Raw genomic sequence first — 26,479 nt, 5'->3', positions numbered from 1 at the left:
CACGAGGTCCTGAGACATGACAAGCGCTGGGAACGCCCACAACTGCTACTTAGTTGGGTGGGGCAGAATGGGAGCCATGGGACCGAGTGACGGAGCCGCGGCGCAGGGAAAGATCACCGATGTGCCGGGCGTGCGTGTGGGGCACCAGCAGAAGTCCGACGGCGGGTGGCTGACGGGGGTGACCGTAGTGCTGCCCCCTGCGGGGACAGTCGGCTCGGTGGACGTTCGCGGGGGAGGACCAGGCACCCATGAGACCGATGCCCTGGACCCCACCACGCTGGTGCGGACGGTGGACGCCGTGGTGCTCACCGGCGGCAGCGCCTACGGCCTGGTCACCGCACACGGCGTCCAGCGCTGGTGCGAGGAGCAGGGCCGAGGCTTCGCCGTGACGGGAGGGGTGGTTCCCATCGTTCCCGCTGCCGCCATCTTTGACCTCGGCCGCGGCGGCGACTTCAGCGCCCGACCGGATGAGGCCATGGGCTACGCGGCGGCAGTCGCCGCGGCCGCGCAGGCGGAAGGGCACGACGTCGAACGCGGCAATGTGGGTGCCGGCACCGGAGCCGTCATCGGGCGCGGGAAGTTCAAAGGGGGAGTGGGCACAGCGTCGGTCACCCTGGAGAACGGTGTGGTAGTCGGGGCGTTGGCAGTGGTCAATGCCCTGGGGCTGCCGCCGGGTCCGCCGGTTGAGCCCTCCAGTCCGGTGGTTGAGCTTGTCGAAACCGAGGCCGGTGATTTCGACAGGCTCAATCAGCGGGAAGACAAGCTCAATCAGCGGGGCTCGGCCGAGAAGCTTAATCAGCTACCGCTCAACACAACCCTCGTCGTCGTCGCCACTAACGCGGTGCTCGACGTGGCCGAGTGCAAGCGGACCGCCTCGGCTGCCCACGCGGGGCTGGCACGTGCGCTGAATCCGAGCCACACCCTGGCTGACGGGGACACCGTGTTCTGCCTCGCCACCGGTGGCCAGGAGCTGGACAGGAGAACGGAAGCCGCCCGGCAGGTAAGCCTCATTACGCTACAGAGCGCGGCAGCCGACGTCGTACGTTTGGCCATCCTGGACGGGGTCAGCAGTGCCCAAGCGGTGACAACTCCTGCGCGCGAATTTGGTGCATACGGGGGCAATGTGCGCTAGCATGGCTGGATTTAACTTTCCGGGCCTAATGCCGTAGAGTTGCATGTTGGTTGTCTGCCCTGCCACGCCCATTTGTGGGCCGGAGGACGACGATCAATCAAATCAAAAAACGTCCGCAGTCATGCCCGGCGCCAGCCGGAGGTCTGTGGCAAACAACAGTTAGCGGAGGATATGGCCAAGAAGGACGGGGTCATTGAGATCGAGGGCGTAGTGACTGAGGCGCTGCCCAACGCGATGTTTCGCGTTGAGCTCACCAACAAGCACGTTGTCCTCGCACACATCTCTGGGAAGATGCGCCAGCACTACATCAGGATTCTCCCTGAGGACCGCGTAGTGGTGGAGCTGAGCCCTTATGACCTGACACGTGGTCGTATCGTCTACCGCTACAAGTAAACGTTGGGCGGCCAAGGCAATGCCTAGGCCGCTCCATCGGCCCAACTGCTATCACGCAAAGGAACGCCATGAAGGTCAAGCCGAGCGTCAAGCAGATCTGCGAAAAGTGCAAAGTGATCCGCCGTAACGGCCGGGTCATGGTGATCTGCGAGAACCCGCGCCACAAGCAGCGCCAGGGCTAATTCCCGTCAGGGAATCCCTGGGTTGCTAACCCACGCAAGTAAATAAAGGCAGCACAAGCTGAACTGGGACGTATGGGCCCGGACAGTTAACCCCCGGTCGGAGGCTGGGGCCGCACTGAAAGTGCGGGTGTACTGCCTACGACCTCCGGTTTATACAAGGAGTACGCCACTATGGCTCGTCTCGCTGGCGTAGACATTCCCCGCGAAAAGCGGCTGGAAATTGCGCTTACTTACATCTACGGCGTGGGCAAGACCCGTGCACACGAAACCCTGGCTGCCACCGGCATCAGCGCTGACGTTCGGGTCAAGGACCTGACGGACGCGCAGCTGGTAGAGCTGCGTGACTACATTGAAGGCAACTACAAGGTTGAGGGTGACCTTCGCCGCGAAGTAGCAGCAGATATCCGCCGCAAGGTTGAAATCGGCAGCTACGAAGGCCTGCGTCACCGCAAGGGCCTGCCCGTACGCGGTCAGCGTACGAAGACCAACGCTCGTACCCGCAAGGGCCCGAAGCGTACCGTCGCCGGCAAGAAGAAGGCCCGCTAAACCCCATTTGCCTGACGGCAAATGTGGGACCAGCACGGCCTTCCCCCAAAATAACTTTCTGTAGGAGAAGAAATGCCCCCGAAGACTCGTGGCGCGGTTCGCAAGCCGCGTAAGAAGGACAAGAAGAATATCGCGCTTGGCCAGGCGCACATCAAGAGCACGTTCAACAACACCATCGTGTCCATCACGGACCCGAACGGTGCTGTGATTTCCTGGGCTTCCGCCGGTGAAGTTGGATTCAAGGGCTCGCGTAAGTCCACCCCGTTCGCTGCGCAGATGGCTGCCGAAGCCGCCGCCAAGCGTGCACAGGAGCACGGCCTGAAGAAGGTTGACGTGTTCGTCAAGGGACCGGGTTCCGGACGCGAAACCGCCATCCGTTCGCTGCAGGCTGCCGGCCTCGAGGTTGGCTCCATTCAGGACGTCACCCCCGCCGCGCACAACGGCTGCCGTCCGCCGAAGCGCCGCCGCGTCTAAGTATTTTCCGCAGCCGGAGCTTGCCCGGACCCGTTTCGGGTCCGGGCAAGCCCGCCGCGTTAAGTCCTCAGACCGATTTTCCACCACCTGTGTTGCGTCATATAGCGGATGCTCGCCGAAAGGAAACCTAAGTGCTCATTGCACAGCGCCCCACCCTCTCCGAAGAGGTCGTCTCCGAAAACCGCTCCCGGTTCATCATTGAACCGCTGGAGCCGGGCTTCGGTTACACCCTCGGAAACTCCCTCCGCCGTACCCTGCTCTCCTCCATCCCCGGTGCCGCTGTAACCAGCCTCCGGATCGATGGCGTGCTGCATGAGTTCACGACGGTTCCGGGTGTCAAGGAAGATGTCACCGAGATCATCCTCAACATCAAGAACCTGTCTGTGTCCTCCGAGCACGATGAGCCGGTTGTTGCTTACCTGCGCAAGCAGGGCCCCGGAGTCGTCACCGCCGCGGACATCGCTCCGCCGGCCGGCGTCGAGTTCCACAACCCGGATCTGCACATTGCCACGCTGAACTCGAAGGGCAAGTTCGAACTCGAACTGACCATCGAGCGCGGCCGCGGCTACGTTTCGGCAGCTCAGAACAAGTCCGGCGACGCAGAGATCGGCCGTATTCCGGTTGACTCCATCTACTCGCCGGTGCTGAAGGTTACTTTCCGCGTGGAAGCCACCCGTGTTGAGCAGCGCACCGACTTCGACAAGCTCATTGTCGACGTCGAGACCAAGCAGGCCATCGCCCCGCGCGATGCCGTTGCTTCCGCTGGCACGACCCTGGTGGAACTGTTCGGTCTGGCCCGCGAGCTGAACACCGCAGCTGAGGGTATCGAGATTGGCCCGTCGCCGACGGATGCTGCCCTGGCAGCAGACATGGCTCTGCCGATCGAGGATCTGGACCTCACCGTCCGTTCCTACAACTGCCTCAAGCGTGAGGGCATCCACACCGTGGGTGAACTCGTTGCCCGCTCCGAGGCTGACCTGATGGACATCCGCAACTTCGGTGCGAAGTCCATCGATGAGGTCAAGGCAAAGCTGGTTGAACTGGGTCTGTCCCTGAAGGACTCGCCTCCCGGTTTCGACCTGGCAGCCCGCGCCGCAGCCATCGAAGAGGACGACGCCGCGTTCAGCGACGACGAGCTCTAACAAGCAGATCTTGGCCGAGGGGCTGGTCCGCACCGAGTTGTGCGCAGCCTCCCGGCTTCCATATGAGGAGAAACAATTATGCCTACCCCCACTAAGGGTCCGCGCCTCGGAGGCGGCCCGGCTCACGAGCGTCTCATGCTCGCGAACCTGGCTTCCGCACTGTTCGAGCACAAGCGGATCACCACCACGGTCACCAAGGCCAAGCGCCTGAAGCCGTACGCAGAACGCCTGGTCACCTTCGCCAAGCGTGGCGACCTCGCTTCCCGCCGCCGCGTTCTCGGCCTGATCAGCAACAAGGGCATCGTCCACGAGCTGTTCACCGACATCGCGCAGTCTGTGGAGAACCGCAACGGCGGCTACACCCGCATCACCAAGATCGGCAACCGCAAGGGCGACAACGCTCCCATGGCTGTCATCGAGCTGGTTCTCGAGCCGGTTTCCGCCAAGCAGGCTGTTGTAGCCGAGGCCACCCAGGCTGCTGCCGCTGCTGCTCCGGCCGCTGAGGAAGCTCCCGAGGCAGAGGTCGTTGAGACCGAAGCTGCAACCGAAGAGGCTCCCGCCGCTGAGGAAGCTCCGGCCGAGGAAGCTGCTGCTGAAGAGGCTCCGGCCGAGGAAGCTGCCGCTGACGAGGCTGCTGCCGACGAGGCCAAGGACGCGAAGTAGTTCGCTAAATCCTTCGCATAGACTTGAGTCTATGACCCACCAAAAACCCGCTGCCCCCGTTTTGGGGGGCGGCGGGTTTTTGCGTATCCGGCTCGATTTGGCGTACGACGGCGGCCCGTTCAGCGGGTGGGCAGTGCAGCCGGGGCTGCGTACCGTTCAGGGAGTTCTGGAGGACGCGCTGGCGCTGCTGCTTCGCCGGCCGGTGCGCGTCACTGTGGCCGGGCGCACCGACGCCGGCGTGCACGCCCGCGGCCAGGTGGTCCACCTGGACCTCACCGAAGCCGAGTGGCTGGGACTGAACCGTGGTGCGGCCGTCGATCCCGCCGTCGCCCTTCTGCGCCGCCTGAGGGGCACGCTCAGCCGCGGGCTGGGGGACCAGACCGGCGCCATCATGGTGCACCATGCCGCCGTCGCCCCTGAAGGGTTCGACGCCCGATTCTCCGCCCTGTGGCGCCGCTACAGCTACCGCATCGCGGACGGACCGGAGAAGTGGGATCCGCTCGGCCGGTACGACACGCTCTGGCACAAGACGCCCCTGGACGTGGACCTGCTGAACGAAGGCTCGGCGCAGCTGCTGGGCCTGCACAACTTCCGGTCCTTCTGCAAGCCGCGTGTAGGTTCCACCACCGTCCGGGAGCTGCAGCGCTTCGAGTTTTCGCGCGGGCAGGACGGCGTCATCGTCGTCACGGTCCAGGCCGACGCCTTCTGCCACAACATGGTCCGCGCCCTGGTGGGCGCGGCCTTGTATGTGGGGGAGGGGCAGGAACGTCCGGAGTGGCTGCACGAGCGGCTGCTGGCGAGGAAACGCGATGCCCGCTCCGTCCTTGCCGCGCCGCACCCCCTGGTGTTCGAGGAAGTGGCCTACCCCTCCGACGGCGAACTGCTGGCCCGGGCAGAGCTCACACGGGCGGTGCGTCAGTAAGATTTGTGCCGCTGTTTTCGCCCCGCGGCTAGTAGGCTGAGTCGCAGTCTTTAATCATGCGGTCCTTACAGGGGGTAAGGGATGAATGATCATCGCGTCGTTGTCGTTATCGATCGGGATGAGGAAGTCCGATCGGTCTTGCGCACCACGCTTGGGGAAGCCGGTTTCGACGTGCACTGCGCTAACACCGGCGAAGCCGGGCTTGCGCTGGTGCGTGCCAAGCAGCCGGACACCGTCACACTGGATCTGGTGCTTCCCGATATCGGCGGCTATGAGGTGCTGCGGCGCATCCGCGAGTTTAGCGACACCTACATCCTGATCATCACCGCGCGAAGCGGCCTGGGGGCCACATTGAAGGGCTTCGATGCCGGGGCTGACGATTACATGGTCAAGCCCATCCGGCCGCGGGAGCTGCGGGCCCGTGTTGACGGCATGCTGCGCCGGCCGCGGCAGCTAACCGTCCCCCCGATCGTCACGCCGCGGACAGCGCCCCTGGTTTCACCCCGGCTGCTGGCCTCGGCCAAGGTGAAGACCATGCCTGCACCCGCTCCGGCCCACGGCCTTGCAATAGCGCAGGGCCTTCCAGCAGCCCAAGCCCTTCCAGCAGCCCAGGCCTTCGAGCACAACGGGTTGGAGATCAACAACGCAACGCGGGACGCAACGCTCGGCGGCCGTGCCCTGCAGCTGACCCGTACCGAGTTCGACCTCCTGTTCATCCTGCTGCAGCACGGTAGCGGCGTGGTCAGCAAGGCGGAACTCGTCGAGCTTTTGGGTCTTTTGAAGCGGGAAGCAGGCACGTTGGTCGGCGGCAATGCCGGTGGGCGGGACCCCGGCCGGATTATCGAAACCCACGTCGGCAACCTGCGCCGCAAGCTGGGGGACGACGCGAGGCGGCCCCGCTGGCTGAAGACCGTCCGCGGAGCCGGCTACACCCTGGCGTAGTGGCCAGCGCCGGGCGTAGCCGCAGGTCAGGGCGCAGCTACTCCGTTGCTTTCCCTGACGCTCAGAATGCGCCCCTGCAAACGGGGGACACGCCGCCAGGGTTACAAGAAAATAACAAGGCACCGGGCGCACCGTTAAGACATGAAATCACTAGCAAGCGACGACGTCGTCGCAGTCCGTGGCGTTCTTACCGATACGCATCCGGTCGATTTCTACGTGCTTGGCGTCGCGGGGGCGATTGACCGTTTGGCCCTCCCGCTGCGCGAACGTGGGATTGCCGTGCACCTCGAGGCGCCCCATCATGGAATGGAAGTGGACAGGAAGTCCGCCACGCTGCTCTACCGGGCGGCACAGGAGCTCCTGAGCAACATCCATAAATATGCCGACGCGTCCTCGGTGACCGTCCGGCTCTGCTGTGTCTGCCGATCCGGGGACAACCATGCGGTCCAGCTCCGCGTTACCGACGACGGCGGCGGCTTCGACGTTGAGGCTGCCACCCACGGCAGGCACTCGGGCATGGGGCTGAGGCTCATGCGCCTCGCCGTCGGTTCTGCGGGAGGCAATATGGCGATCGTCACGGCTCCGGCTGCGGGAACGTCCGTCACCGTGACCCTGCCGCTGGATTAAGGGCAAGGGACGAGGGCACGTCTCCCTACTGACGCGCGCTTCCTACGCGGCTGTACCTGATGCCCAGTCGGGCCAGAGATCCATTGGCAGTGGTGATTCCGTGCCGACGAAGGCCTCGGGGCCGTCGACATCGTCCGGGGCGCCATAAGCTTCCTGGCATTCGCGACCTTCGAAGCCGGCGAGACCGTAGTCATCGTCGAACCCTTCGAATTCCTCCGGCCCGGCCGGCTGGTCCATCGGATCGGGCCAGCCGGCCGGTTCCGGCCAGTCCGGGGGCGTGCGCCAGTCTTGGTCGGATGGCGGGTCGGGCAGGCCGGGCTTGCCGGGCTGTTCGCGTCCGGCTCGGTCATCACTACTGAGCATGGCTTGGATTTGTCGTGGCCATTGGGGTGGTTCCCACTCCTGATGTTCGCTCGAGTAGGAACGTCCTGACGGCGAAATCCAGCCGGGAGGGGCGTCGCGGGTGGCGCCGACGGGTCTCCACGCCGTGGTGTGTTTCAGGCGGTGGTGCTTGGGGCAGGGCTGGCCAAGGTTGGCGACCCCGGTTCCGCCGCCGTCGGCCCAAGCGAGGATGTGGTCGGCGTCGTTGTCCAAGGAGTGGTTGTTGCAGCTCGGGAACGTGCATTTTGCGTCGCGGAGCCGCAGCCATTGGCGCATCGGCTTCGTCAGCCGGTAGCTGGTGCGTCCGATCTCCAGCGGCGCCCCGTCGCGGGGGTCGGTCAGGACCCGCAGGAATGACGTCCCGCCGTCGGCGACGAGCCGGCGAGCAATGGACGGCGGGATGGGACCATAACCGTCCAGCGTGGCCGGTTCCTCCGTCAGGCCGAGCAGTGAGTACACCGGAACGGTGACCAGGACCTGCGCCGCCGGGGACGGCACACCACCGGTTGGCACCTCATCGGCCAGGACGGAGTCTGCGATCAGGGAAACTGCGGGAAGGGATTCTGCGGTCGGGTCATCAGGCACGCTGTCGACCCGATGAGCTGGGCCCAGCAGCCACGTGGCGGCGGCATCGACCCGGAGCTGGGTCAGGGTGCGGGATTCGGTGGGGCCCTGCATGGCGCGGGCGGCGGCGGGGGTGCGGTTCCAGATCCCCGCGGCCTGGTCCCCGGGCAGGTACGCCGAGAGCCAGGCCATGCCGTCGCGGTCCGGAACGTATTCCAGCCGCCGGTCCTTCGCACTCTTGGTGTGCCGGGTTTCGATGCTGACCGGGTGGTGCCGTTCCCGCCAATAGCGGGCCTTGGCCCGGAACCTCGCCGGTGTCAGCTCTCCCGCCGGGCAACCCCGAGCCGCGTTGGGCGCGTCCGGGTCCAGGAAATGCGCCTCAAAAGCAGCGGCCACGGCCGGATCCAGCCCGTCCGTTTCGTCGCACATCACCCGCGCGTGCTGCCAGGAAATAGTTCCCGCCTGCAGGGCGGCCAGTGTCAACGGAAGGTCCCTCGTCAGCGTGGCGGATTCGAGCAGCAGTCGATCCGCCGCGCCTTCGCTCACAGTCAGGGCGCCAGCAATCTCAGCTGTCGCGGACATCTGCCGGACGGTGCGGTCTTGCGCAGACGTGTCAGGCGGAGTCATGCCCTCCTCCGCCTTGGCGAAAGCGGCGGCCAAATGCACCTTCACGGCCGCCAGCCGGGCCTCCATCCCGGCCACGTCGGCCAGACCGTCCAGGCAGGCATTCGCCCGAGCACCCAGCGGATCCGCCTCATCTTGCGGCGGCTCCGCCTCACCTGGCAGCGAATCCACGTCCGCGGGACCAGGATCAGCCGCCTTGCGGAACTTGGCAGCCACCGCCGCGGCCGAGGCACTAATAGCCTCCAACGCATCCGCAGCCGCACTGTTATCCATACCCAAAGCATGCCATCGGCCTATGACAAAAACGACGCTGCCCCGGGGCTATGTGGAAAACCGGATTGGGCCTGACCCCAGCGTCAGGATTCCGGCGCGCCCTCCGCCGGCAGCGTGAGGGTGAAGGTGGTGCCTGCGCCGGGCTTGCTGGCGCAGGAGATGGCACCGCCATGCCGCTCCACAATGGTCTTGGTAATGGACAGGCCCAGCCCCACCCCGGGAATGGCGGCCTGGCGCGCCGCCTGGGTGCGGAAGAACCGGGTGAAGATGCGCGATGTTTCCTCTTCACTGATGCCCATGCCAGTGTCCTGGACCGTCAGCTGCACCCAAGAGTCACTGCGCCGGGCACTCACGGTGACTTTGCCGCCGTCGGGAGAGTATTTGACGGCATTGGACACCAGGTTGTCCAGAGCCTGGCCGATGCGGAGCGGGTCAGCGTGCGCCCATAGGGGCGCGGGGACGTCGGTGGCCAGGGAGACGTTGCTGGCGTCGGCCTGCGCCTGGACGGAGCCGATGCTGTTCTCGATCAGCCCTGCCAGGTCGGTCCGGCGAGGATGCACAGCCAGGACGGCAGACGCCGACACAAGCAGCTCGGAGACCAGAGAAAGCAGCCGTTCGGCATTGCGCTGCACCACTTCCAGCCGGTGCACGGAGTCGGGGGACAGGCCATCCGCTTCATCCAGCACCAGGTCAACATTGCCCAAAACTGACATCAGCGGACTGCGGAATTCGTGAGAGATGTTGGAGATCAGCTCTTCCTTCGCGGAGAGTGCCTCCACCAAGCCTGTGACGTCGGTGTAGGCGATGACCGCCCCGCTGAACCCGCCGTCGTCGTTCTTGATGATCCGCGCGGCCGTGGAGACGGCCTTTTGCGAGGATCCCTCGCCCAGCCACACCAGGTAATCGGCGAAAGTCTCGCCGGCAACGGCGCGTCGGATGGGGCGCTTGTCCAGCGGAAGCGGGGTCACCCGGTCCTGGCCGAACATGAGCTGCTGTGCTTCCAGCGGCTGCTCCGTGCCGGCGGGGGCCGCCGCCTGCCGGAAGGTTTTCTGCTGGTCGTTGACCAGAACCTTCTGGCCGTCCGCATCCACGGCCACAATCCCGACGTCGGTGGTGTCCAGGATGGTCTTGAGCAGCCGTTCGCGGTTTCTGCTTTCCACGAGCAGTTCGCGGAGTTCGGCGTCCTTTTTCTCCAGCCTCTGGCGCTGTAGCCGGACGTTGGCGCTGGCGAACCTGATTGCCAGCGATACGGCCAGCATCATTAGCGGAAGCAGAAATGCGGAGGCAATGTCCGAAGGTGAAATGTTGGGAAACTTTTGCACCAGTGTCGGAGAGGAGATGAGCAAGGTGCCGAAAAAGCTCAGGAAGATAGTGGTCCGGGCGAAGGCCCCGGAGCTGGACAGCCAGATCACCGGAAATATCGCCAGAACTCCCAGCCCGGCTACGGCAGGGACGGCGCCATTACGGGCGAGTCCGATGACCACCAGATCCAGCACCGGAATTACCAGATAGGCGTTGGCCGGAAGCCGCTCCCAGGGAATCAGAAAGCAGGCAAGAAACAACGCCATCATCATGATGATGGCCGCAATAAACACGCCGCTCTCGATGAGCGTCGGCCAGACAGCGGGGGCGGCAATCGCCAGCGCGGCGAGAATGACCGTCACCGGGAGCTGGCAGAGCGCCACCTGGATGCGGGGCTGCAGCCGGCGGAAGAATCGGTCCGTGTCGCGGACCAGCACGTGCTCACCCAATGCGGCTGCGCCCGGTACTGGCCTGCTCTTCCGAATTCCAAGACCGCTCGTGTTTATACGAAGACATGATGCCCATTATGCACACCTATTCTTTAGTATTTGGAGGGGCGGCGCTGGTGTCCGGTGTACGTCTAAAAGATATGGGTAATTTTCGCTCTTCGAGCCCTTCTACGTTGTAGCGTAGGTAATCTGGTAACGCTTACCGCATTGCGCTGGGCTGTGCGGTGGTTTTACCTGGATAGAGGTAGTGGTGGGTGATCTTGGTGTTGCCGTGGTCATCGAGGATGATGTGGACGTTCGGAATCTCCTCGACGCGGTTTTGCAGCAGGCTGGTTTTGAGGTGCACTCGGCAGGGACCGGGCGTGACGGGGTTGATGTGGCCAGGCAGCGCCAGGCGAACGTAATAACTCTCGACGTCGGTCTTCCGGACATTGACGGCTTTGAAGTCCTTCGGCGCATCCGGCAGTTCAGTGACGCCTACATTGTGATGCTGACCGGCCGGGATGAGGAGCTTGACACCATCACGGCACTCCAGGGCGGAGCGGACGACTACATCGTCAAGCCCTTCCGGCCGCGGGAACTGCGGGCCCGGATAACGGCGATGCTGCGCAGGCCCCGCGTTGCTTCCGGTGCCGATGCTCCGTCTTCTGCGGAGTCCGGGCCGGTTGGCTCCGCCGCTCCCGCCGGTTCGCGCCGGGGCGCCGTACTGCAGCACAACGGGCTGGCACTCGATACCGAAACCCGGACCGTCGCCCTGGGAGGCACGCCGCTGGGGCTGACCCGGAGCGAATTCGACCTGCTGCACGAGCTGCTGAAGGGAACGGGCGCGGTGCGCACCCGGGCAGATCTGGTGCGCGTGGTGCGGGGCGAGTACTACGGCGAGGACACCTACATCAGCGAAGCCGACGAAAGGGCCGTCGAGGTCCACATCGGCAACCTGCGCCGCAAGCTCCGTGAGGACCCGCAGGACCCCCGCTGGCTCGTCACGGTGCGTGGCGTGGGCTACCGGCTGGCGCCAAAGCGGGCGGAGTAGTGTTTAGGCGTCCGGGGGCAAGTAGCCGAGCTTCAGCCCACTGACGGTTTCAGCGCCGGTGAGGGCCACGCACGGCAGCAGCTGCCGTGCTGTTGACAGGTCGCCGCGCTTGACCAGCTGCTCCAGGTCCACGGCCAGCTTCGCCAGCCGTGTGGCGCCAACCATCAATGCAGAGTTCTTCAGGCTGAGAACCGCATCCATGGCGGCCTCGGCGTCGTCATCTTCGACGGACGCTTCGAGGTACGTCCGGCGTTTATCCCAGATCCTGATGTAGTCCCGGGCGAAGTTGTGTGCCACCCCGGTGTTGCCCATGTCTTCTTCAAGGTCGTGAAGTACATCCAAGTCGAGGACGGGCAAGGTGGCACTCTCCGATTCGTTGTAAGCCAAGCCATCAGGGATGCCAGGCGCCGGAAGACAGACGCCGTTGGCGTTGCTCTCGGCTGCTCCGGAACCTGAAATGGACATGACTTAAGGCTACTTTCTGAGGTTGGGAAAACCCTGATTGAGCTTGGATCCTGTGGAAACCCTGCGGGTACCTTGTGGTGTGGAAAATCCTGCGGAAGCCCCCCACTTTACTGGTTGGCGAATGTCTCGATGGTGTTGATGACGGCAGGGCCCAGGATGGCAATGAACAGGACCGGGAAGATGAAGAACAGCAGCGGAAACAGGATCATGACCGGCAGCTTCATCGCCTTCTCCTCGGCACGCTGCCGGCGCTTCACCCGCATCACCTTGGCCTGCACTCGCAGGACGCGGCTGATGGCAATGCCGTAAGTGTCCGCCTGCACCACTGCCTGCACGAAGCTGCGCAGTTCCGGGATGTTGGTGCGTTCCGCCAAGGCGATATAGGACTCCCGGCGGCTGCGGCCCACCTGCATGTCCTGCAGCGTGCGGACCAGTTCCTCCGCGAGGGGCCCCTTGCCGTTCTCGCCCGCGCGGGCCATGGCTCCCTCGAAGCCGAGGCCCGCCTCGACTGAAATCAGCATCTGGTCCAGGGTATTGGCAAGCTCCAGTTGCATGGCCTTCTGACGCTCCTGACCCTTGCTGTAGAGCAGCAGGTCCGGGATAAAGTACCCCAGGAACAGGACGAACAGTCCTATGAGCTTGATGATTGGCGTCGTTCCGATGGAACTCAGCCACAGTCCAATGAGGCCGCCCACGAGACCCAACGCTGGCTTGGCCGCGAGCACGCGGCCCAGCGGAAGGTTTGCCGGGCGGCCAGCAAGGGAGAGCAGATGATCAAGCTTCTGCACATAGCCGGCAGGAGTCAGCCGGCGGCCGATCTTTTCAAGCCGACCCGTGCTGGTCTTCTTCTCCACTTCGGCGCGGTCGGCCCCCCTGGACAGAATGTCGTGGGCAACCGCCTGGCCTTTCTTATCCGTGGAGAGCAAGGACCAAACAAGGTAGCCGAGCGGCAGGCAGATCAAGAGGAGGGAAAGGAGAATCAGGGGATCCATGAGCGCCTCAGAACTTCAGGTCAATGATCTTGCGCATCCAGAGACCACCGATGGTCATCAGGATGATCGAGGCAACGATCATGATCCAGCCCAATACGGTGGAAACCATCTTGTCCATGTAACCCGGACTGACCACCATGAGCATGGCCACGATGCCGACGGGGAGCGCCATGAGGATGTAGGCGGAGAATTTCCCTTCTGCGGCCAAGGACTTGATGTGGCCCTTGATCTCGTTTCGCTCGCGGATGGTCTCGTTGACCTGGTCCAGGACTTCAGCCAGGTTGCCACCCACTTCGCGGTTGATCTGGATGGCCTGAGAGATCCAGACGAAGTCCTCGTTCTGCATTCGCTCAGCAGTGTCGTTGAGCGAAACGAGCAGGTCCCGGCCGAGGCTCGTCTCCGAGACGATGCGGCGCATTTCCTCGGAGGTCGGCGCCTGTGCTTCGTTGGCGGCAGCATCGACGGCACGCAGGATACTGTGCCCCGCGCGTAGGCTGCCGGACAGCAATTGCAGGGTGTCGCCCAACTGGTCACCGAATTTGGTGCGCCGTTTGCTGGCCAGGACACCTAGCAGAAGGTGGCCAACGAACGGTGCCGCGATGACCAGGAGAATGGCCAGCAAAGGCCCCGCCACCACGAGGCCAATCAGCCCGCCGACAAACGCGCCGATCAATACAAGGAGTAGGAAGTCTGCCTGGCTCAGGCGCAGACCGGCGTTTTCAAGGACTTCCCGGTTGAAGTACCGGATGTTCCGCTTGGCGAGGAAACGCTCGATTTCCTGGACGGCGGAGCCGGCAAAGCGCGTCAGTTGCGAATGCGCTTCAGACCGGAACGGACGACGGCGGTCCAGCGGCACAGTGGGGGTGCGGGGGATCAGCACCGCCACGCAGCCCAGCACCACAGCGGCAACAACAAGGACGACGCCCAGTGTGACGATCATGAGTCAGTGCCTTTCGGGTGAGACTGGGGGTGCGCCGAAGACACCGGCCGATACGTGAATTCCGAGGTCCTCAAAGCGGTCGATGAAGCGAGGGCGGATGCCGGTCGGGACAGGCTTTCCAAGGAACCTTCCGTGCTGGTCCACTCCGGCCGAGTAGTCGAAGACGAAGGCGTCCTGAAGCGTAACGATGTCACCCTCCATGCCCTGTACCTCCGTCACATGCGTGATGCGGCGGGTACCGTCCCGGAGACGGGAGATCTGGACAATGAGGTTCACCGCGGAGGCAATCTGTTCGCGGATGGCACGCAGCGGCAGATCCATTCCTGCCATGAGGACCAAAGTCTCCAGACGGGCGATGGCGTCACGGGGCGAGTTGGAGTGCACCGTAGACAGCGAACCGTCGTGGCCCGTGTTCATGGCTTGGAGCATGTCCAAGGATTCCCCGCCGCGGACCTCACCCACCACAATCCGGTCCGGGCGCATACGCAGGGAGTTCCGGAGCAGTTCGCGGATGGTCACTTCGCCCTTGCCTTCCGTGTTCGGCGGGCGGCTTTCCAGCCGCACCACATGGTCCTGCTGGATCTGGAGCTCTACGGCGTCCTCGATGGTCACGATGCGCTCGTCGGAAGGAAGGAAGGAAGACAGGACGTTGAGCAGGGTCGTCTTACCGGTGCCAGTACCGCCGGAAACGATGATGTTGAGCTTGGCCTTGACGCAGGCGTTGAGCAGCTCTGCCATTTCCGGCGTCAGTGTCCCAAAGTCGATGAGATTCTGGACCGTGAGTGGCACCTTGCTGAACTTACGAATGGTCAATGATGAACCGCCGACGGCCAGCGGAGGGATCACAGCGTTGACACGCGAGCCGTCTTCCAGGCGCGCGTCAACCAGCGGCGAAGACTCGTCGATGCGCCGGCCCACCTTGGACACGATGCGCTCAATGACTTTCCGCAGGTGCTCTTCAGAGCTGAACCGCGAGTCCGTCAGCGTCAGTGTTCCTTTTCGTTCAACGTAGATCTGGTCCATCCGGTTCACCATGATTTCGGTGACGGCAGGATCGTCCAGCAAGCGCTGGAGCGGGCCGTAGCCCAGCACGTCATCGGCAACGTCTGCCACCAAACGCGTCCGCTCGTCCGCAGTCAGCGGCACCTGTTCGGCGTCGATGATGCGGATGAGCTCTTCGCGAGCCGTTCGGCGGAGTTCCTGCTCCGTGAGCGTTGAGTCATTGAACCGAGCACCCATGCGTTCAAAGAGGGCCGTCGCGGCACGCTGTTTGAGTGCGGCAAAAACGTCCACCGGCTGCTGGGCCTTGGTCTTGGACGGTTCCGTCTGCGCTGCGATGGGCGGCTGCGCGGGTGCCGGTGCCCCATGCACAGCGAGTCGGCGGCCGCGAGCTTGCATGCTAGGAGCAGTAGCAGCCGAGTCAGCGCGCTCCTCCGCGGCGCCCCGAGCGGGCGCCGTCACCGCGGCCGGCGCTGTGGCAGCGGACGAGACAGCTTGCGACTGAGCACCCGCCGCCTGGGCAGCGGCCTCGGCTGCACGCCGTGCAGCACGCGTCTGGTAGGCGGACACAGCTGGTCGCGCGGCAGCGTTTATCGACGCCGAGGTCGCAGGCTGGACCTGCAACGGGGCAGCAGCGCGCATGAGCGCAGGGTCGGACGCGTGCCGTGAAGGGGCATGCATCGGCGCAGGCGGGATGCGCAGCGGGGCACTGGGAACTTCAGATCGGAGCTGCGCGGCCTGGATACGCTCGGAAAGCTTCATCTAGACCACCACCCGGCGGTGGCTGCTCCGCTGCTCTTTGGCGCCCGCGGCCGGACCGAACCGGTCGACCAACTGACTGAGGCCTTTAGCCGCGGGATCCTTCTTGGCATCCAGCAGCACCGGCATGCCGCGGTTGGTGGACAGGGCCACGGCCCGGGACCGGGGGACGCTGACGTCCACGGGAGCTCCGATGGTGGATTCGATGTCCTGCACAGTAAGTCCGCACTTGGAGTCCGCCATATTCAGGACCACGTGACGCCCTGCAGGCAGGATTTCCAACTGGCGAAGGATGTCCATGCCTGAACGGAGGCCACGGACGCTGGGGATATCCATCGCGCTGACCCAGACCACATCCGAGCAGGCTTCCATGGCTGCCAGTCCGATTTCCGGCAGCCCGGGCGCGGTATCGATCACGACGTATTGGAACTCTTCGGCCAACTGTTCGAGGAGACGAGCTATCTGGTCCGGGGTGATGTAGTCGGCCTCAACTGGGCTGACGGGCGCGCACAGCGCGTAGATGCTGGCGGGATGTACCGTGAGAAAGGCCTTCAGCACCAGGGTGTCCTGGCTGGCGGCGGGGGAGACGGCGTCGGTGACCGTGTGCTCCGGATTCAGGTACAGGCCGGAGGCCACGTCGCCGAACTGCAGGTCCAGGTCCACAAGCACCACGCTCATGGGGGCCAGCTTCCCCAGACCCACGGCGAGGTTGGTGGCGATGGTCGTCTTGCCCACGCCGCCCTTGGGCGAGAAGACGCCGATGACGGCACCCTTCTGGTTTTCAACGGGGCCTTGCTGCTCCACGCGGTGCCGGTTGGCGGAGGACTGGCAGGCGCGTTCCAGCAGCACCCGCAGGTGAGCTGGATCAGCCGAGGGGCTGAGGACGTCGCGGACGCCAGCCCGCATGGCCTGCAGGATCAGCGCAGGGTCGGGTTCGCTGACCAAGAGCACCATCAGGTGCGGTACCTGTACGTCGAGCACGGTTGCCAGACGCAGTGCCTCCTCGACCGGCAGGTCCGGGCCGAGGATGAGGACTTCGGGCTGCTCCTGGTTCAGCTGGGCGAACAGATCGTACGGGCCGGCAGGCAGGATGGTCGTGAAAAATGTCTGCACGCCGCCCTGGAGCCCGCCGGCCACGGCCTGCCGCAAGCGGCTGTCAAAGTCCGCGCTGGGGGTGATCAGGACGAAGCGGCTCATTTGTACACCTCACTCCGCTGAATGATCCGGGGACCGCTGTCCTTGGCGTTGGTGGGTTCTTTGCTCAGCCACATCTTGGCGTATTCGGCAGCGAAGACAATCTTTGCGGCGTCAGCATCGCTAACGGCGACGGTGATCATGAGTGACCCCTCCGGAAGGGTAGTGTCCCGGGGATCGGCAGGGCTGGGGTCGGCGCTCGCGGTGGGCGCGGGCGCGGCCGTGGGGGCCGCCTCCGGCGCGCGCTGGACAGCGGTCACAAGCGCCTTACGGATGGTCAACTTGGTGGTTTCCTTGGCGGCCCTGTCTTCAAGGCCGCCTTCGTCCATGGACACGAAGACGCCCACGTGATCGCCAGGGGCAAGCCGGCCACCGACGACGCGGTCCGGCTCAAGCTGGAAGGAGACTTCCTGAAGTCCTGCCGGAACTTCGACTGAACCCGGGGTCTTGAGTTCCTCAGGAGCGACGAGGCGTTCGGCCACCAACTGTTCTCCGGGAACCAGGTCGACGGCGGCCACTTTGCCCTTGGATTCGTCAAGGGACTTAAGGGAAGAGTCGGTCACCGCCGTGGCCGGGAGTTGCTCCGTGGTCAGCGAGGCCAACATGGATTCCACCGGAGTTCCTGCAGGAATCGCTGTCTTTACGACCAAAACCGCCACGGGCTCAAGGTTCTTTACGGCCCGCTGGTCCGCGCCCTGGGCATAAGACATGACCAACATGGCGCCCACGATGGCTAGGACTACCGCTGCCGCTCCTGCCAACAATCGAGACTTCACGAACTGCTCCTGGGGTTTGTAAGACTGAATGGCATGTTCTAGCTGGTGAGTTTCACGACGGAAGTGCCATAATCCGGGGCAGTTCCGAGTTCGAGGGCTTGAGAAATAGACACGAATTTAACGAAGTAGCCTCGCAGGCTCTTGTTGGGCAAACCCCGACCCCGTTGGCCACCCGTCATTAGCAAACTTGTAGCCGGTGACATGGAAGGCCGCGAAGCCTTTGATGAAATAGCCGGCGTTAGTGCCGGTGCCGGCGGCCTTGTCATACAGCGGGAGGAGGACTGTCTGGTTGTTCATCTTGCTTAGGTCGGTGGCGGAACATCGCGTCGGTGGACTGGCGCCGGGATCAATGGAGAACCATGTCGTTGCGTCGCTCTCCATACCAACGCCGATGGTGAGACCGCACTGACTTCCGGTACCGTCCACCCAGCCGAATCCGCCTGGAACTCTTCCGCAGCCCGAACCGAACTCCAATATCTGCTCGGTGGCTGCCTGGGAATCCCGGCTGAGATTGAACTTGCATTCCGCAACTGCCAAGGGCAAGACCATGATTCCCCTGACCGGTGTGCCCCACTGCACGCTCGAACTGGCCCGTACCTCGGCGCTAGTAACACCCAAGATCCCGGCGAAGAACATCGAGACAGAGTTGGGTGAACTGCCTGCTTCCTCCGCACTTGTGGTGACATCGACTGTATGGGCGACCCCGTTTACCGTGACCGAATGAACGTTACTGAGGCCATCCACAGCATTGCCCCTAACGAGCGTTCTAACATTGTCGGAGGGGCTTGAAGAACAATTGCCATCTGGTGCTGCAGTGGCGCAAGCGCGTGCAACCATCAGGGCGGCCGCGTCAGCACCGTTCTGGAGCTGCGCCCGTTCGGAGTAGAGCTTTGCGACGTCAATAGAGATTGCGGCGAAGCTAAGCAGCACTACCATGAGTATGGCAACAATGACAGCGATTCCGCCGCGTTCCCCGTCGGCCCCGGATGCTAGCCGCCGCACAGCATGGTTCCTCTCCCTGTCATGGTGAACGGTCCGACGATGCCGGTCATCGTGCTGAGGTTGTAGCTGATGTTCACCGTGGTTTGCGCGTTTGTGGGACAGCCCGAAGTTCCGGCTGTAAGACTGAACGTGATGTTGCCGTTCTCAAGGGCCGGGCTGAGGTGTAATGCTGCATTCTTTGCCGCCGTACGGGCAGTGTCTTGGTTTTTGGTGATTGCCATGCTGCGGGCACCTTCACGGGCAGCGTTTGCCAGTGACATCTGGACGCTGTAAGCGCGGCCGAACTCCATAATGCCGAAGACCAACACGATGAGGATTGGTACCAGCAGCGCAAACTCCACGGCGGCTGCACCCCGCTCGGATTCCCGGTACATGCTAATGCCCTTCCATACAGGCGGTTCAACTCGGAAATCGGAGTAGCGGCGGCACGGTCGCCGCCGCTACTCTTGCGCCTCAGGGTGCCCTCGCAGGCTTTCCCTGACTGAGAGCTTATGAGCTAGCGAGTGCAGGTTCCCGAAGCAGCCGCAGTGGCGGTTGCCTCGGTCGCTGCCCATGTGCCGCCGCCAACCTGGCACTCTACCGCTTTGAACATAGCGTTCAAGGAGCCGCCCAGCATGGTGACGGCGATGATGATAACGACGGCGATGAGCGCAACCATGATCCCGTATTCAACGGCCGTTGCGCCCTTTTCGTTCTGACGAAGGCGGACTGAGAGGTCTGTGTAGAAAGCAAGCATTTTTTACTCCTGAGCGAGTGTTGGAAAGCTGGTCCATCACCAGCTCTGTAAGAAAGTTAGCAACGGAAATTCGCCTCAAGTCGGTTCTTTGCCACATCCTGAGCCAACCTTCAGCGGACTGCGCTTTTCCTGCGCTTGCCTTGCGCAAACCTTGAACCTTGAACCGTTTGTGTCACCCCAAGAGGACAGCACGAGGGCCCCTCGGTTCCACGAAACCGAAGGGCCCTGCAAAACAGCCGATGCAACCTATCCCGCAAACATCGAAATAATGCTCATCACCGTCGGACCAAGGACCACGATGAACAGCGTGGGCAGGATGAAGAAGATGAGCGGGAACAGCATTTTCACCGGCATCTTCATGGCGTGCTCCTCGGCGCGCTGTTTCCGCTTGATCCGCATGTCCTCGGCCTGGGTCTTGAGGACCCTGGCGATGGCAACGCCATACGCGTCAGCCTGGACCACGGCCCGGATGAAGCTGCGGACGTCCGGCACGTCGACCCGTTCCGCCATGGCGAGGTACGCATCCTTGCGCGACCTGCCCACCTGGATGTCCTGGAGCGTTCGGATCAGCTCTTCGGCCATTGGGCCGTTGCCGCTGGTGCCGGCGCGTCCCATCGCCGCTTCGAACCCGAGGCCGGCCTGGACTGAGATCAGCATGTGGTCCAGAGCGACCGGCAGCTCCATCCGGATGGCCTCCCGCCGCTTCTGCGCCCGGCTGCGCACCAACAGGTCGGGAGTGAAGTAGCAAAGCGCCGTCACACCCAACAGGATCAGGAACCGCTGAGCCGACGGGCCGCCGGCAAAGAACAGGTACCCGGGAACGGCGCCCGCGAAGGCAAGCAGCGGCTTGACCATGATGAGCCGGGCCAGCGGCCAGTCCTTGGGCCGGCCAGCACCCGCGAGTTGCCGGTCCAGCCACGCGGCGTAGCCCTTCGGCATGATGCGCTGGCTGGCCAGCATCAGTTTCTCGTTGACGCTGAGGGCAGGACCCTTGGCTTTGGACACACGGCCGAGGTTCGCCTGCATGTTGCGGAGCCCCGCCCGGTCGCCGGTGAAGGCGAACCACGTCATGACGGTCACGGGTAAGACCACCGCCAGAATTGCCGCATAAGCCACAGGCTGCATGATGACCACCTTCTTCCTAGAACTTGGGTTTGATGATGCGGCTCAGCCAGAAACCGCCGACGGTGAGCAGAACAACTGCCCCGGCGATCATGAAGTAGCCGGGCAGGGTGCCGGTAAAGGTGCGGGAGTACATTTCGTTGAACAGCGTCAGCCCGATGAACATCACCACCGGCAGGGCCATGAGGACGATCGCCGACATCCGGCCCTCAGCACTCAGCGCCCGGATCTGGCCGCGCACCTGGTTGCGGTCGCGGACCGTGTCGCCCAAGTGGTCCAGCACTTCCGCCAGGTCCCCGCCCACCTCCCGGTGGATCTCAATGGCCTGCGAGATGGAGAGGAAATCCTCGCTCTGGGTCCGCCTGGCCACGTCCGCCAGCGATTCGCCGAGGTCGCGTCCAATCCTTGTCTCATTGACGATCCGGCCCAGTTCCTCCGACATCGGCGGCTGGCTTTCCTGCCCGGCCGCATCCACGGCCCGAAGCAGACTGTGGCCAGCACGGAGGCCACCGGAGAACATCTGGAGCGTATCCGGCACCTGCTGGTCAAAGTGCCGACGGCGGCGTCCGGCCAGGGCGTTCAGCAGCAGGTGCAGCCCCAGCAGGGCAAGCAGAGCCAGGAGGACAGCGGCGAAAATGCCGCCTAAAAAGAAACCGACGACGGCGGCCGTCAGCGTGATGACCGCCGCCATGATCAGGTAGTCGCCCGGTTCCTTCTTGAGGCCGCATTCGTCCAGCCGCTCCTGGGTGAGCAGGCCAGGCCCGCGCTTCCTGAGGCCCTTGTTCAGCACCCCCACGGCGTGGTCGGTCAGCCTAGTCAGCGATGAGGTCTGGGCTGGGACGTCGGGCCGGCGGCGGGACAGCGGAATGCCCGAATTTGGCCTGAGGGCCACGCCGAAGACCAGGACGATCGCGAGGTACAGCAGCCCCAGCGCCACCACGAAAACGCCGGAGTCGGCTGGCACCGTCACCGCCCCCTTGCCGGCGCAACGCCGGGGAGGGATGCTCCGAACACGGCCGGCGAGATCTCGATGCCGAGCTCGGCGAAACGCTCCGTAAACCGTGGCCGGACGCCCGTCGGCACGGGCTTCCCGAGGAAGCGGCCGTTGGCGTCCATGCCCGCCGAGTAGTCGAACACGAAGGCGTCCTGGAGGGTGACAATGTCGCCCTCCATGCCCTGCACCTCCGTGACGTGGGTGACGCGGCGGGAGCCGTCACGCATCCTGGTGATGTGGACGATCAGGTTGACCGCGGAGGCCAGCTGTTCGCGCACTGCCCGGAGCGGAATGTCCATGCCGGCCATCAGCACCAGCGTTTCAAGGCGGGCGATAGCGTCACGCGGCGAGTTGGCGTGCACGGTGGAGATTGAACCGTCGTGGCCGGTATTCATAGCCTGCAGCATGTCGAGGCATTCGCCGCCGCGGACCTCACCCACCACAATCCTGTCAGGCCGCATACGCAGCGAGTTCCGGACCAGGTCCCTAATGGACACCTCACCTTTGCCCTCGATGTTCTGCGGGCGGCTTTCCAGCCGGATGACGTGCTCCTGCTGGAGCTGGAGTTCCACGGCGTCCTCGATGGTCACGATCCTGTCCTCCGGCGGGATGAATCCCGACAGCACATTCAGGAGGGTGGTCTTGCCCGTGCCGGTGCCGCCGGAAACGATGATGTTCATCCGGGCCACGACGCAGGCGTTCAGGAGCTCCGCCATCTCGGGGGAGAGGCTGCCCAAGGAAACGAGGTCATGGACCGTCAGCACGTCCCGGCCAAACTTTCGGATGGTCAGAGCCGGCCCGCTGACGGCCAATGGCGGAATGATGGCATTGACGCGCGAGCCGTCTGCGAGTCGCGCGTCCACAAGCGGGGAGGACTCATCGATGCGGCGGCCCACCTTGGACACTATCCGGTCGATCACCCGGCGCAATGATTCATCCGAACTGAACTTCGTGTCCGTGGGGAAAATGCGGCCCTGACGTTCCACGTAGACCTGGTCATAGCGGTTCACCATGACCTCCGTAATGGACGGGTCATCGAGGAACCGCTGGATGGGGCCGTGGCCTAGGACGTCGTCGATGATGTCACGGATGAGCCGCTGCCTCTCGGGACCAGACAGCGGAACCTGCTCCTCGTCCACGACGGTTTTCAGTTCATCGCGGACAAACTGGTGCAGTTCCTCGTCCTCGAGGGCGGAGTCCGTGAGCCGTGAACCCAGCCGTTCAAAGAGCGTTTGGGTCGCCCGTTCCTTCAGTGCATTCAGGGCTTCGCTGGCAACGGAAGCAACGGCTGGTGCCTCCAAAGCTGCGGCGGCGCTCGCCGCCGAGCGTGCCGCCTGCTCCTCATGCTTCCTGCCGAGCGTTGCGGCAGCGGGCCTGGGCTTGAAGACGTCGGCGGCCTGTGGCTTCCCGGGGTCGGGTTTGGCCTCGCCCCGGAGGTTCTGGAACCGGTCTGTGAGGTTCACTGGACTACCGCCCTTCTGTGCAGCTTCTTGTGAGGTCTTTCTTCCCAGTTCGGTTTGAAGCGCTCGACCAGTTGGCGGAGCCCCTTGCCTGCTGTGTCCCGGCTGCCGTCCTGCAGGATGGGTACTCCCTTGTTGGTGGAGTAGGGCAGCGTCTTGGAACGGGGGAGGGCAACATCCACGGGGGCGCCAACGGCGGCCTCGATGTCCTGCAGTGTGAGGCCTGCCCTGCGGTCCGTCATATTCAGCACCACGTGCCGTTTCTCCGGGACGAGGCCGAGCTCGGACAGGATTTGGAATCCTGTCCTGAGGCCCCGAATGCTGGGAATGTCCATTCCGCAGATCCAGACGGCGTCCGTGGCCTGTTCAAGCGTTGCCAGCACGTGCTCGCCCAGCCCCGGTGCCGTGTCCACCACGATGTAGTGGAATTCCTCGCGCAGCTGGTTGAGGAGGCGAGTGACCTGTTCACCGGAAATCCTGTCCATCTCGATCGGATTTCTGGGCGCACACAGGGCGTAGATGCCGGCGGGGTGGACGGTCAGGTAGGTCTTGAGGACCATGGAGTCCTGGCTGGCCGCGCCCACCACGGCGTCGGTGATGGTGTGTTCCGGGTCAAGCATCAGCCCGCTGGCAACATCGCCGAACTGGAGGTCCAGATCCACGATCACCACGCTCATGGGGGCGGATTTGCCCAGCCCGACGGCGAGATTGGTTGCCACGGTGGTCTTGCCCACCCCGCCTTTGGGGGACATGACGGTGATGACCCGCCCGCCCTCGCCGTGGTCGGCATGCTCTGACGCCTCAGGGGCCAAACCACGACGGCGGCCCGCGGCCGCGAGGCTCGCACGTTCCAGCAGGACGCGGATGGCGTCCGGGTTCGCGGCCGGATCGAGCAGGTCGCGGACGCCCGACCGCATGGCCTGGAGCACGACCTCCTTGGTTTCCGGGACCACCAACACAACGCTGATTTCCGGGTACTGAAGATCCATGACGGAAGCCAGTTTCAGGGAGTCATCAACCGGCAGGCCCGGTCCGAGGATCAGGACCTCTGGGGGTTCGCCGACAAGCTGCCGCAGGAAGTCCTGCGGGCTTTCGGGCAGGTAGTCGGCCTGGAACACCCGCAGCGAGCCGTGCATGCCGGACACTGCCAGCTGGATGCGGCGCTCGAAGTCGGCGTTCGGGGTGATGAGGACAAAGCGGCTCATCGGAACAACCTTCCGGTATTCACGACGCCTGACGTGCTCTCCACCGCGTTCGCCGGCTCCTTGGAGAGGTACACGCTGCCGAACTCGGTGGCGAAGATGATCCTCTCGGCATCGGCGGAGTTGCGGGCCAGGGTGATGAGATAGGTGTCATTCGACGAAGCAGACTTCTTCGAGTTGAGCGACCCCTTGGAAGAATCGTCCTCGGCTGCAGTCTCCTGCGACTTGGCCGTGCTGCCGTTGCTGAACTGGGCCGCCGTGACCAAAACCTTGTGGAATGTCAGCTGCGTCCCGCCCGACTTGGCCGCTGAGTCCTCCACGGAGAGGAACACGCCCACCGTGTCACCGGCCGCAAGCGTGCCGCCCACCACGCGCTCGATGGGAAGTTTGAGGGTGATTTCCTGCATGCCCACAGGAACCTGGACGCGGGACGGCCCGAGGATGGAATCGGCGTCCACCATGCGTGTGGTGAGGAGCTGCTCGCCTGGCATCAGGTCCACGGCGGCGACCTTCCGGCCAACCTGGCTCAGCTCGGTCACGGCTCCGGCGGCCACAGCCAGTTTGGGTACTTCTTTCCGGACAACGGCGCCGGCAGCCTTATCGATTCCGGTGCCGGCCGAGATGGTTTTCTCCACCACGTATACGGATTCAGTTTCCGTGTCCGCCAGTGCGCGCTTATCCGCATTCTGCACGTAATTGACCAGCAGGACGGTCCCAATAATCGCCACCAATAAAGCGGCAATTCCTCCCAGTAGGCGAGTTTTCATTTTATCCCCCTAGCAGAGTGATTAGTTGGTGAGGCGAATGAAGACGGTTCCGAGGTCGTCTCCGCTGCCCAAATTTCCTTCGAATGCATCAATGGATTCGAATTTCTTGAATTTGCCGATGATGCCTCGGCAAGGATCCACGCAGGAAGTAGCCGGAGTGGGAGAATTGTTGTACGTCCGTGGGTCACTTGAGCCGCCGCCAAACTTCCAGCCGACCATTTGAAACGTGGCGTAGCCCCGAATGTGGAACCAGCCCTTTCCCTTGTCCTTGCCGGCATTGTCGAACACCGGGAAAACGCCGAGTACTTCGTCGCCGGCCTGGATGGTGTTGATCCAACCCTGCAGGACGGAATCGCAGTTTTCGCCCGGCTTGCTCGGGTAGTCCGCGCCAGGATCGTAGGCGGCGTTATTTTCAACATCGGTGGTGGCCTGGCACGGACCGCCGTTCTGATCCAGCCAGCCGAACCCGCCAGGAATTGCATGCCCGGACGTCGACGTGCAGTCAGCCATTCCAGGCTTGTAACGGATCTGTTGAAGGACGCCCGTTTCCACTGCGTCGGTGAGGTCGTACTGGCATTCGGACAGGGCCAGCGGGAAGCCATCTCCTGATCCAGGAACCTCGATTGACGCAGTGGCATGAGCGCCCACGCTGACTGCCGGTGCGTTTAGGGCGCTGGCGAAAAGCATGGCGAGCACGCTGCTGCTGCCGTTCTTCGTGGTGGTCCGGACCGTCACCTGGTCCGGTACGGAAAGGTCAACTTCGGAGACGTTCGCGTCGCCGTCGTTGGCGTTTCCGGAGGCCAGTGCGTCGGCAAATGCCTGGGCTTCCGCCTGGGTGCAGCCTGTCTTGTGGCAGGCCTGGGCGACGCCCAATGCGCTGGCGTCCGCACCGTTCTGGAGCTGGGCACGTTCCGCATAAATCTGCCCTACATCCACGGCGAGTGCGCCGGCACCGATGATGACGAGCATCATGACGGCCACCAGGACACCCACTGCACCCCGTTCGGCCTCCGAGGGTTTAGCCTTTAGCCTTCGCATCGCATGGCTCCTGTCCCGGTGACCGTCACGGTGCTGCCGAAGATGCCCGTCAGTGTTGGAGCGGGGTAGCTGATGGTGACGGTCATGTTCTCGCCGGCCGTGCAAGATCCGGGGGAGAAGGCGTACTCAAAATCTGCACCGTTCAGGCCGGGCGCGCCTGCGGTTGCGGCAAGGGCTGCTGCGTCCTGGTCATCCTCGATGGCCATCTCCCTGGCGGCTTCCCGGGCGGCCTGAATGACGGAAATCTGCAGATTGTAGACGTGTGAGAACTCCACAATGCCGGCAAGGAGGGCCAGTAGTATCGGCGCAACGAGGCCGAACTCAACAGCTACTGCACCACGGGAATGCTCCTGTTTCACTGCTTCTTTGCGTGTCATGGCCAGT

The 26,479-nt window shown here is 63.8% G+C and carries 29 protein-coding genes; 11 read left to right on the top strand and 18 right to left on the bottom strand.

Features of this window, described 5'->3' with window-relative positions:
* The first annotated feature begins 76 nt into the window (after window positions 1–76).
* From QFZ33_RS18965 to QFZ33_RS18920, 10 genes are all read left to right on the top strand, one after another.
* A complete protein-coding gene (locus QFZ33_RS18965) occupies window positions 77–1,132 on the top strand; it encodes a P1 family peptidase (RefSeq protein WP_307029981.1) in 1,056 nt (351 codons plus the stop codon).
* Window positions 1,133–1,303: 171 nt separating this feature from the next.
* Window positions 1,304–1,525, top strand: a complete 222-nt coding sequence (gene infA, locus QFZ33_RS18960; protein WP_011775571.1) for a translation initiation factor IF-1 — start codon at window positions 1,304–1,306, stop codon at window positions 1,523–1,525.
* Between the two features lie 68 nt (window positions 1,526–1,593).
* On the top strand, window positions 1,594–1,707 hold the full coding sequence (gene rpmJ / locus QFZ33_RS18955; protein WP_009358722.1) for a 50S ribosomal protein L36: 114 nt from the start codon (window positions 1,594–1,596) through the stop codon (window positions 1,705–1,707).
* Between the two features lie 171 nt (window positions 1,708–1,878).
* Complete coding sequence (gene rpsM, locus QFZ33_RS18950; RefSeq protein WP_003803743.1) at window positions 1,879–2,253, top strand: 30S ribosomal protein S13; 375 nt, start codon at window positions 1,879–1,881, stop codon at window positions 2,251–2,253.
* 72 nt (window positions 2,254–2,325) lie between these two features.
* Window positions 2,326–2,727: a 30S ribosomal protein S11 gene (gene rpsK, locus QFZ33_RS18945; RefSeq protein ID WP_011692779.1), complete on the top strand. Its 402-nt coding sequence runs from the start codon at window positions 2,326–2,328 to the stop codon at window positions 2,725–2,727.
* A 131-nt stretch (window positions 2,728–2,858) separates the two neighbouring features.
* Entirely contained in the window at window positions 2,859–3,869 is a 1,011-nt protein-coding gene (locus QFZ33_RS18940; RefSeq protein ID WP_190608220.1) for a DNA-directed RNA polymerase subunit alpha, read from the top strand.
* A 78-nt stretch (window positions 3,870–3,947) separates the two neighbouring features.
* Window positions 3,948–4,532, top strand: a complete 585-nt coding sequence (rplQ, locus tag QFZ33_RS18935; protein ID WP_307029978.1) for a 50S ribosomal protein L17 — start codon at window positions 3,948–3,950, stop codon at window positions 4,530–4,532.
* A 31-nt stretch (window positions 4,533–4,563) separates the two neighbouring features.
* Window positions 4,564–5,454, top strand: coding sequence for a tRNA pseudouridine(38-40) synthase TruA (truA, locus tag QFZ33_RS18930; protein WP_307029977.1), 891 nt, complete (start codon window positions 4,564–4,566; stop codon window positions 5,452–5,454).
* Window positions 5,455–5,535: 81 nt separating this feature from the next.
* The gene (locus QFZ33_RS18925; RefSeq protein WP_307029975.1) at window positions 5,536–6,396 is read left to right on the top strand and encodes a response regulator transcription factor; all 861 of its coding nucleotides are present in this window, start codon (window positions 5,536–5,538) and stop codon (window positions 6,394–6,396) included.
* Window positions 6,397–6,537: 141 nt separating this feature from the next.
* Window positions 6,538–7,023, top strand: a complete 486-nt coding sequence (locus QFZ33_RS18920; RefSeq protein WP_307029972.1) for a sensor histidine kinase — start codon at window positions 6,538–6,540, stop codon at window positions 7,021–7,023.
* Between the two features lie 42 nt (window positions 7,024–7,065).
* On the opposite strand, the gene QFZ33_RS18915 is transcribed toward QFZ33_RS18920, so the two are convergent.
* On the bottom strand, window positions 7,066–8,865 hold the full coding sequence (locus QFZ33_RS18915) for an HNH endonuclease signature motif containing protein (RefSeq protein ID WP_307029969.1): 1,800 nt from the start codon (window positions 8,863–8,865) through the stop codon (window positions 7,066–7,068).
* Window positions 8,866–8,948: 83 nt separating this feature from the next.
* Window positions 8,949–10,616 (bottom strand): sensor histidine kinase, encoded by a 1,668-nt coding sequence (locus QFZ33_RS18910; protein WP_307029968.1) that lies wholly within the window; start codon window positions 10,614–10,616, stop codon window positions 8,949–8,951.
* 250 nt (window positions 10,617–10,866) lie between these two features.
* Here QFZ33_RS18910 and QFZ33_RS18905 point away from each other — a divergent pair, with 250 nt between their 5' ends.
* Window positions 10,867–11,649: a response regulator transcription factor gene (locus QFZ33_RS18905; protein ID WP_307029965.1), complete on the top strand. Its 783-nt coding sequence runs from the start codon at window positions 10,867–10,869 to the stop codon at window positions 11,647–11,649.
* A gap of 3 nt (window positions 11,650–11,652) precedes the next feature.
* On the opposite strand, the gene QFZ33_RS18900 is transcribed toward QFZ33_RS18905, so the two are convergent.
* From QFZ33_RS18900 to QFZ33_RS18825, 16 genes are all read right to left on the bottom strand, one after another.
* Window positions 11,653–12,114 carry an Hpt domain-containing protein gene (locus QFZ33_RS18900; protein WP_307029963.1) on the bottom strand — a complete coding sequence of 154 codons (462 nt, stop codon included), beginning with the start codon at window positions 12,112–12,114 and terminating at the stop codon, window positions 11,653–11,655.
* 107 nt (window positions 12,115–12,221) lie between these two features.
* Complete coding sequence (locus tag QFZ33_RS18895) at window positions 12,222–13,106, bottom strand: type II secretion system F family protein (RefSeq protein ID WP_307029961.1); 885 nt, start codon at window positions 13,104–13,106, stop codon at window positions 12,222–12,224.
* A 7-nt stretch (window positions 13,107–13,113) separates the two neighbouring features.
* Window positions 13,114–14,046, bottom strand: a complete 933-nt coding sequence (locus QFZ33_RS18890) for a type II secretion system F family protein (RefSeq protein ID WP_307029959.1) — start codon at window positions 14,044–14,046, stop codon at window positions 13,114–13,116.
* Between the two features lie 3 nt (window positions 14,047–14,049).
* On the bottom strand, window positions 14,050–15,444 hold the full coding sequence (locus QFZ33_RS18885; RefSeq protein ID WP_307029957.1) for a CpaF family protein: 1,395 nt from the start codon (window positions 15,442–15,444) through the stop codon (window positions 14,050–14,052).
* Window positions 15,445–15,807: 363 nt separating this feature from the next.
* Complete coding sequence (locus QFZ33_RS18880; RefSeq protein ID WP_307029955.1) at window positions 15,808–17,001, bottom strand: AAA family ATPase; 1,194 nt, start codon at window positions 16,999–17,001, stop codon at window positions 15,808–15,810.
* Window positions 16,998–17,774 (bottom strand): Flp pilus assembly protein CpaB, encoded by a 777-nt coding sequence (cpaB, locus tag QFZ33_RS18875; RefSeq protein ID WP_307029953.1) that lies wholly within the window; start codon window positions 17,772–17,774, stop codon window positions 16,998–17,000. The genes QFZ33_RS18880 and cpaB (QFZ33_RS18875) overlap by 4 nt, the downstream gene beginning before the upstream one ends.
* Before the next feature lie 117 nt (window positions 17,775–17,891).
* Window positions 17,892–18,704, bottom strand: coding sequence for a Tad domain-containing protein (locus QFZ33_RS18870; RefSeq protein ID WP_307029952.1), 813 nt, complete (start codon window positions 18,702–18,704; stop codon window positions 17,892–17,894).
* A 59-nt stretch (window positions 18,705–18,763) separates the two neighbouring features.
* On the bottom strand, window positions 18,764–19,117 hold the full coding sequence (locus QFZ33_RS18865; protein WP_307029950.1) for a TadE/TadG family type IV pilus assembly protein: 354 nt from the start codon (window positions 19,115–19,117) through the stop codon (window positions 18,764–18,766).
* A gap of 155 nt (window positions 19,118–19,272) precedes the next feature.
* The gene (locus QFZ33_RS18860; protein ID WP_307029948.1) at window positions 19,273–19,512 is read right to left on the bottom strand and encodes a Flp family type IVb pilin; all 240 of its coding nucleotides are present in this window, start codon (window positions 19,510–19,512) and stop codon (window positions 19,273–19,275) included.
* Between the two features lie 246 nt (window positions 19,513–19,758).
* Window positions 19,759–20,637, bottom strand: a complete 879-nt coding sequence (locus tag QFZ33_RS18855; protein ID WP_307029946.1) for a type II secretion system F family protein — start codon at window positions 20,635–20,637, stop codon at window positions 19,759–19,761.
* 16 nt (window positions 20,638–20,653) lie between these two features.
* Window positions 20,654–21,604, bottom strand: coding sequence for a type II secretion system F family protein (locus QFZ33_RS18850; protein ID WP_307029944.1), 951 nt, complete (start codon window positions 21,602–21,604; stop codon window positions 20,654–20,656).
* On the bottom strand, window positions 21,601–23,091 hold the full coding sequence (locus tag QFZ33_RS18845; RefSeq protein ID WP_307029942.1) for a CpaF family protein: 1,491 nt from the start codon (window positions 23,089–23,091) through the stop codon (window positions 21,601–21,603). Before QFZ33_RS18845 ends, QFZ33_RS18850 begins: the two co-directional genes overlap by 4 nt.
* On the bottom strand, window positions 23,088–24,293 hold the full coding sequence (locus QFZ33_RS18840; protein ID WP_307029940.1) for an AAA family ATPase: 1,206 nt from the start codon (window positions 24,291–24,293) through the stop codon (window positions 23,088–23,090). Before QFZ33_RS18840 ends, QFZ33_RS18845 begins: the two co-directional genes overlap by 4 nt.
* A complete protein-coding gene (gene cpaB / locus QFZ33_RS18835; RefSeq protein WP_307029938.1) occupies window positions 24,290–25,057 on the bottom strand; it encodes a Flp pilus assembly protein CpaB in 768 nt (255 codons plus the stop codon). Before cpaB (QFZ33_RS18835) ends, QFZ33_RS18840 begins: the two co-directional genes overlap by 4 nt.
* 21 nt (window positions 25,058–25,078) lie before the next feature.
* Entirely contained in the window at window positions 25,079–26,095 is a 1,017-nt protein-coding gene (locus tag QFZ33_RS18830; protein WP_307029936.1) for a pilus assembly protein TadG-related protein, read from the bottom strand.
* A complete protein-coding gene (locus tag QFZ33_RS18825; protein ID WP_307029934.1) occupies window positions 26,083–26,472 on the bottom strand; it encodes a TadE family protein in 390 nt (129 codons plus the stop codon). Before QFZ33_RS18825 ends, QFZ33_RS18830 begins: the two co-directional genes overlap by 13 nt.
* Window positions 26,473–26,479: the final 7 nt, after the last annotated feature.

Source organism: Arthrobacter globiformis (assembly GCF_030815865.1).
GTDB classification, from domain to species: domain Bacteria; phylum Actinomycetota; class Actinomycetes; order Actinomycetales; family Micrococcaceae; genus Arthrobacter; species Arthrobacter globiformis_B.
The sequence above is the reverse complement of the archived record's forward strand: the minus strand, read 5'-3'. Positions and strand labels throughout refer to the sequence as shown.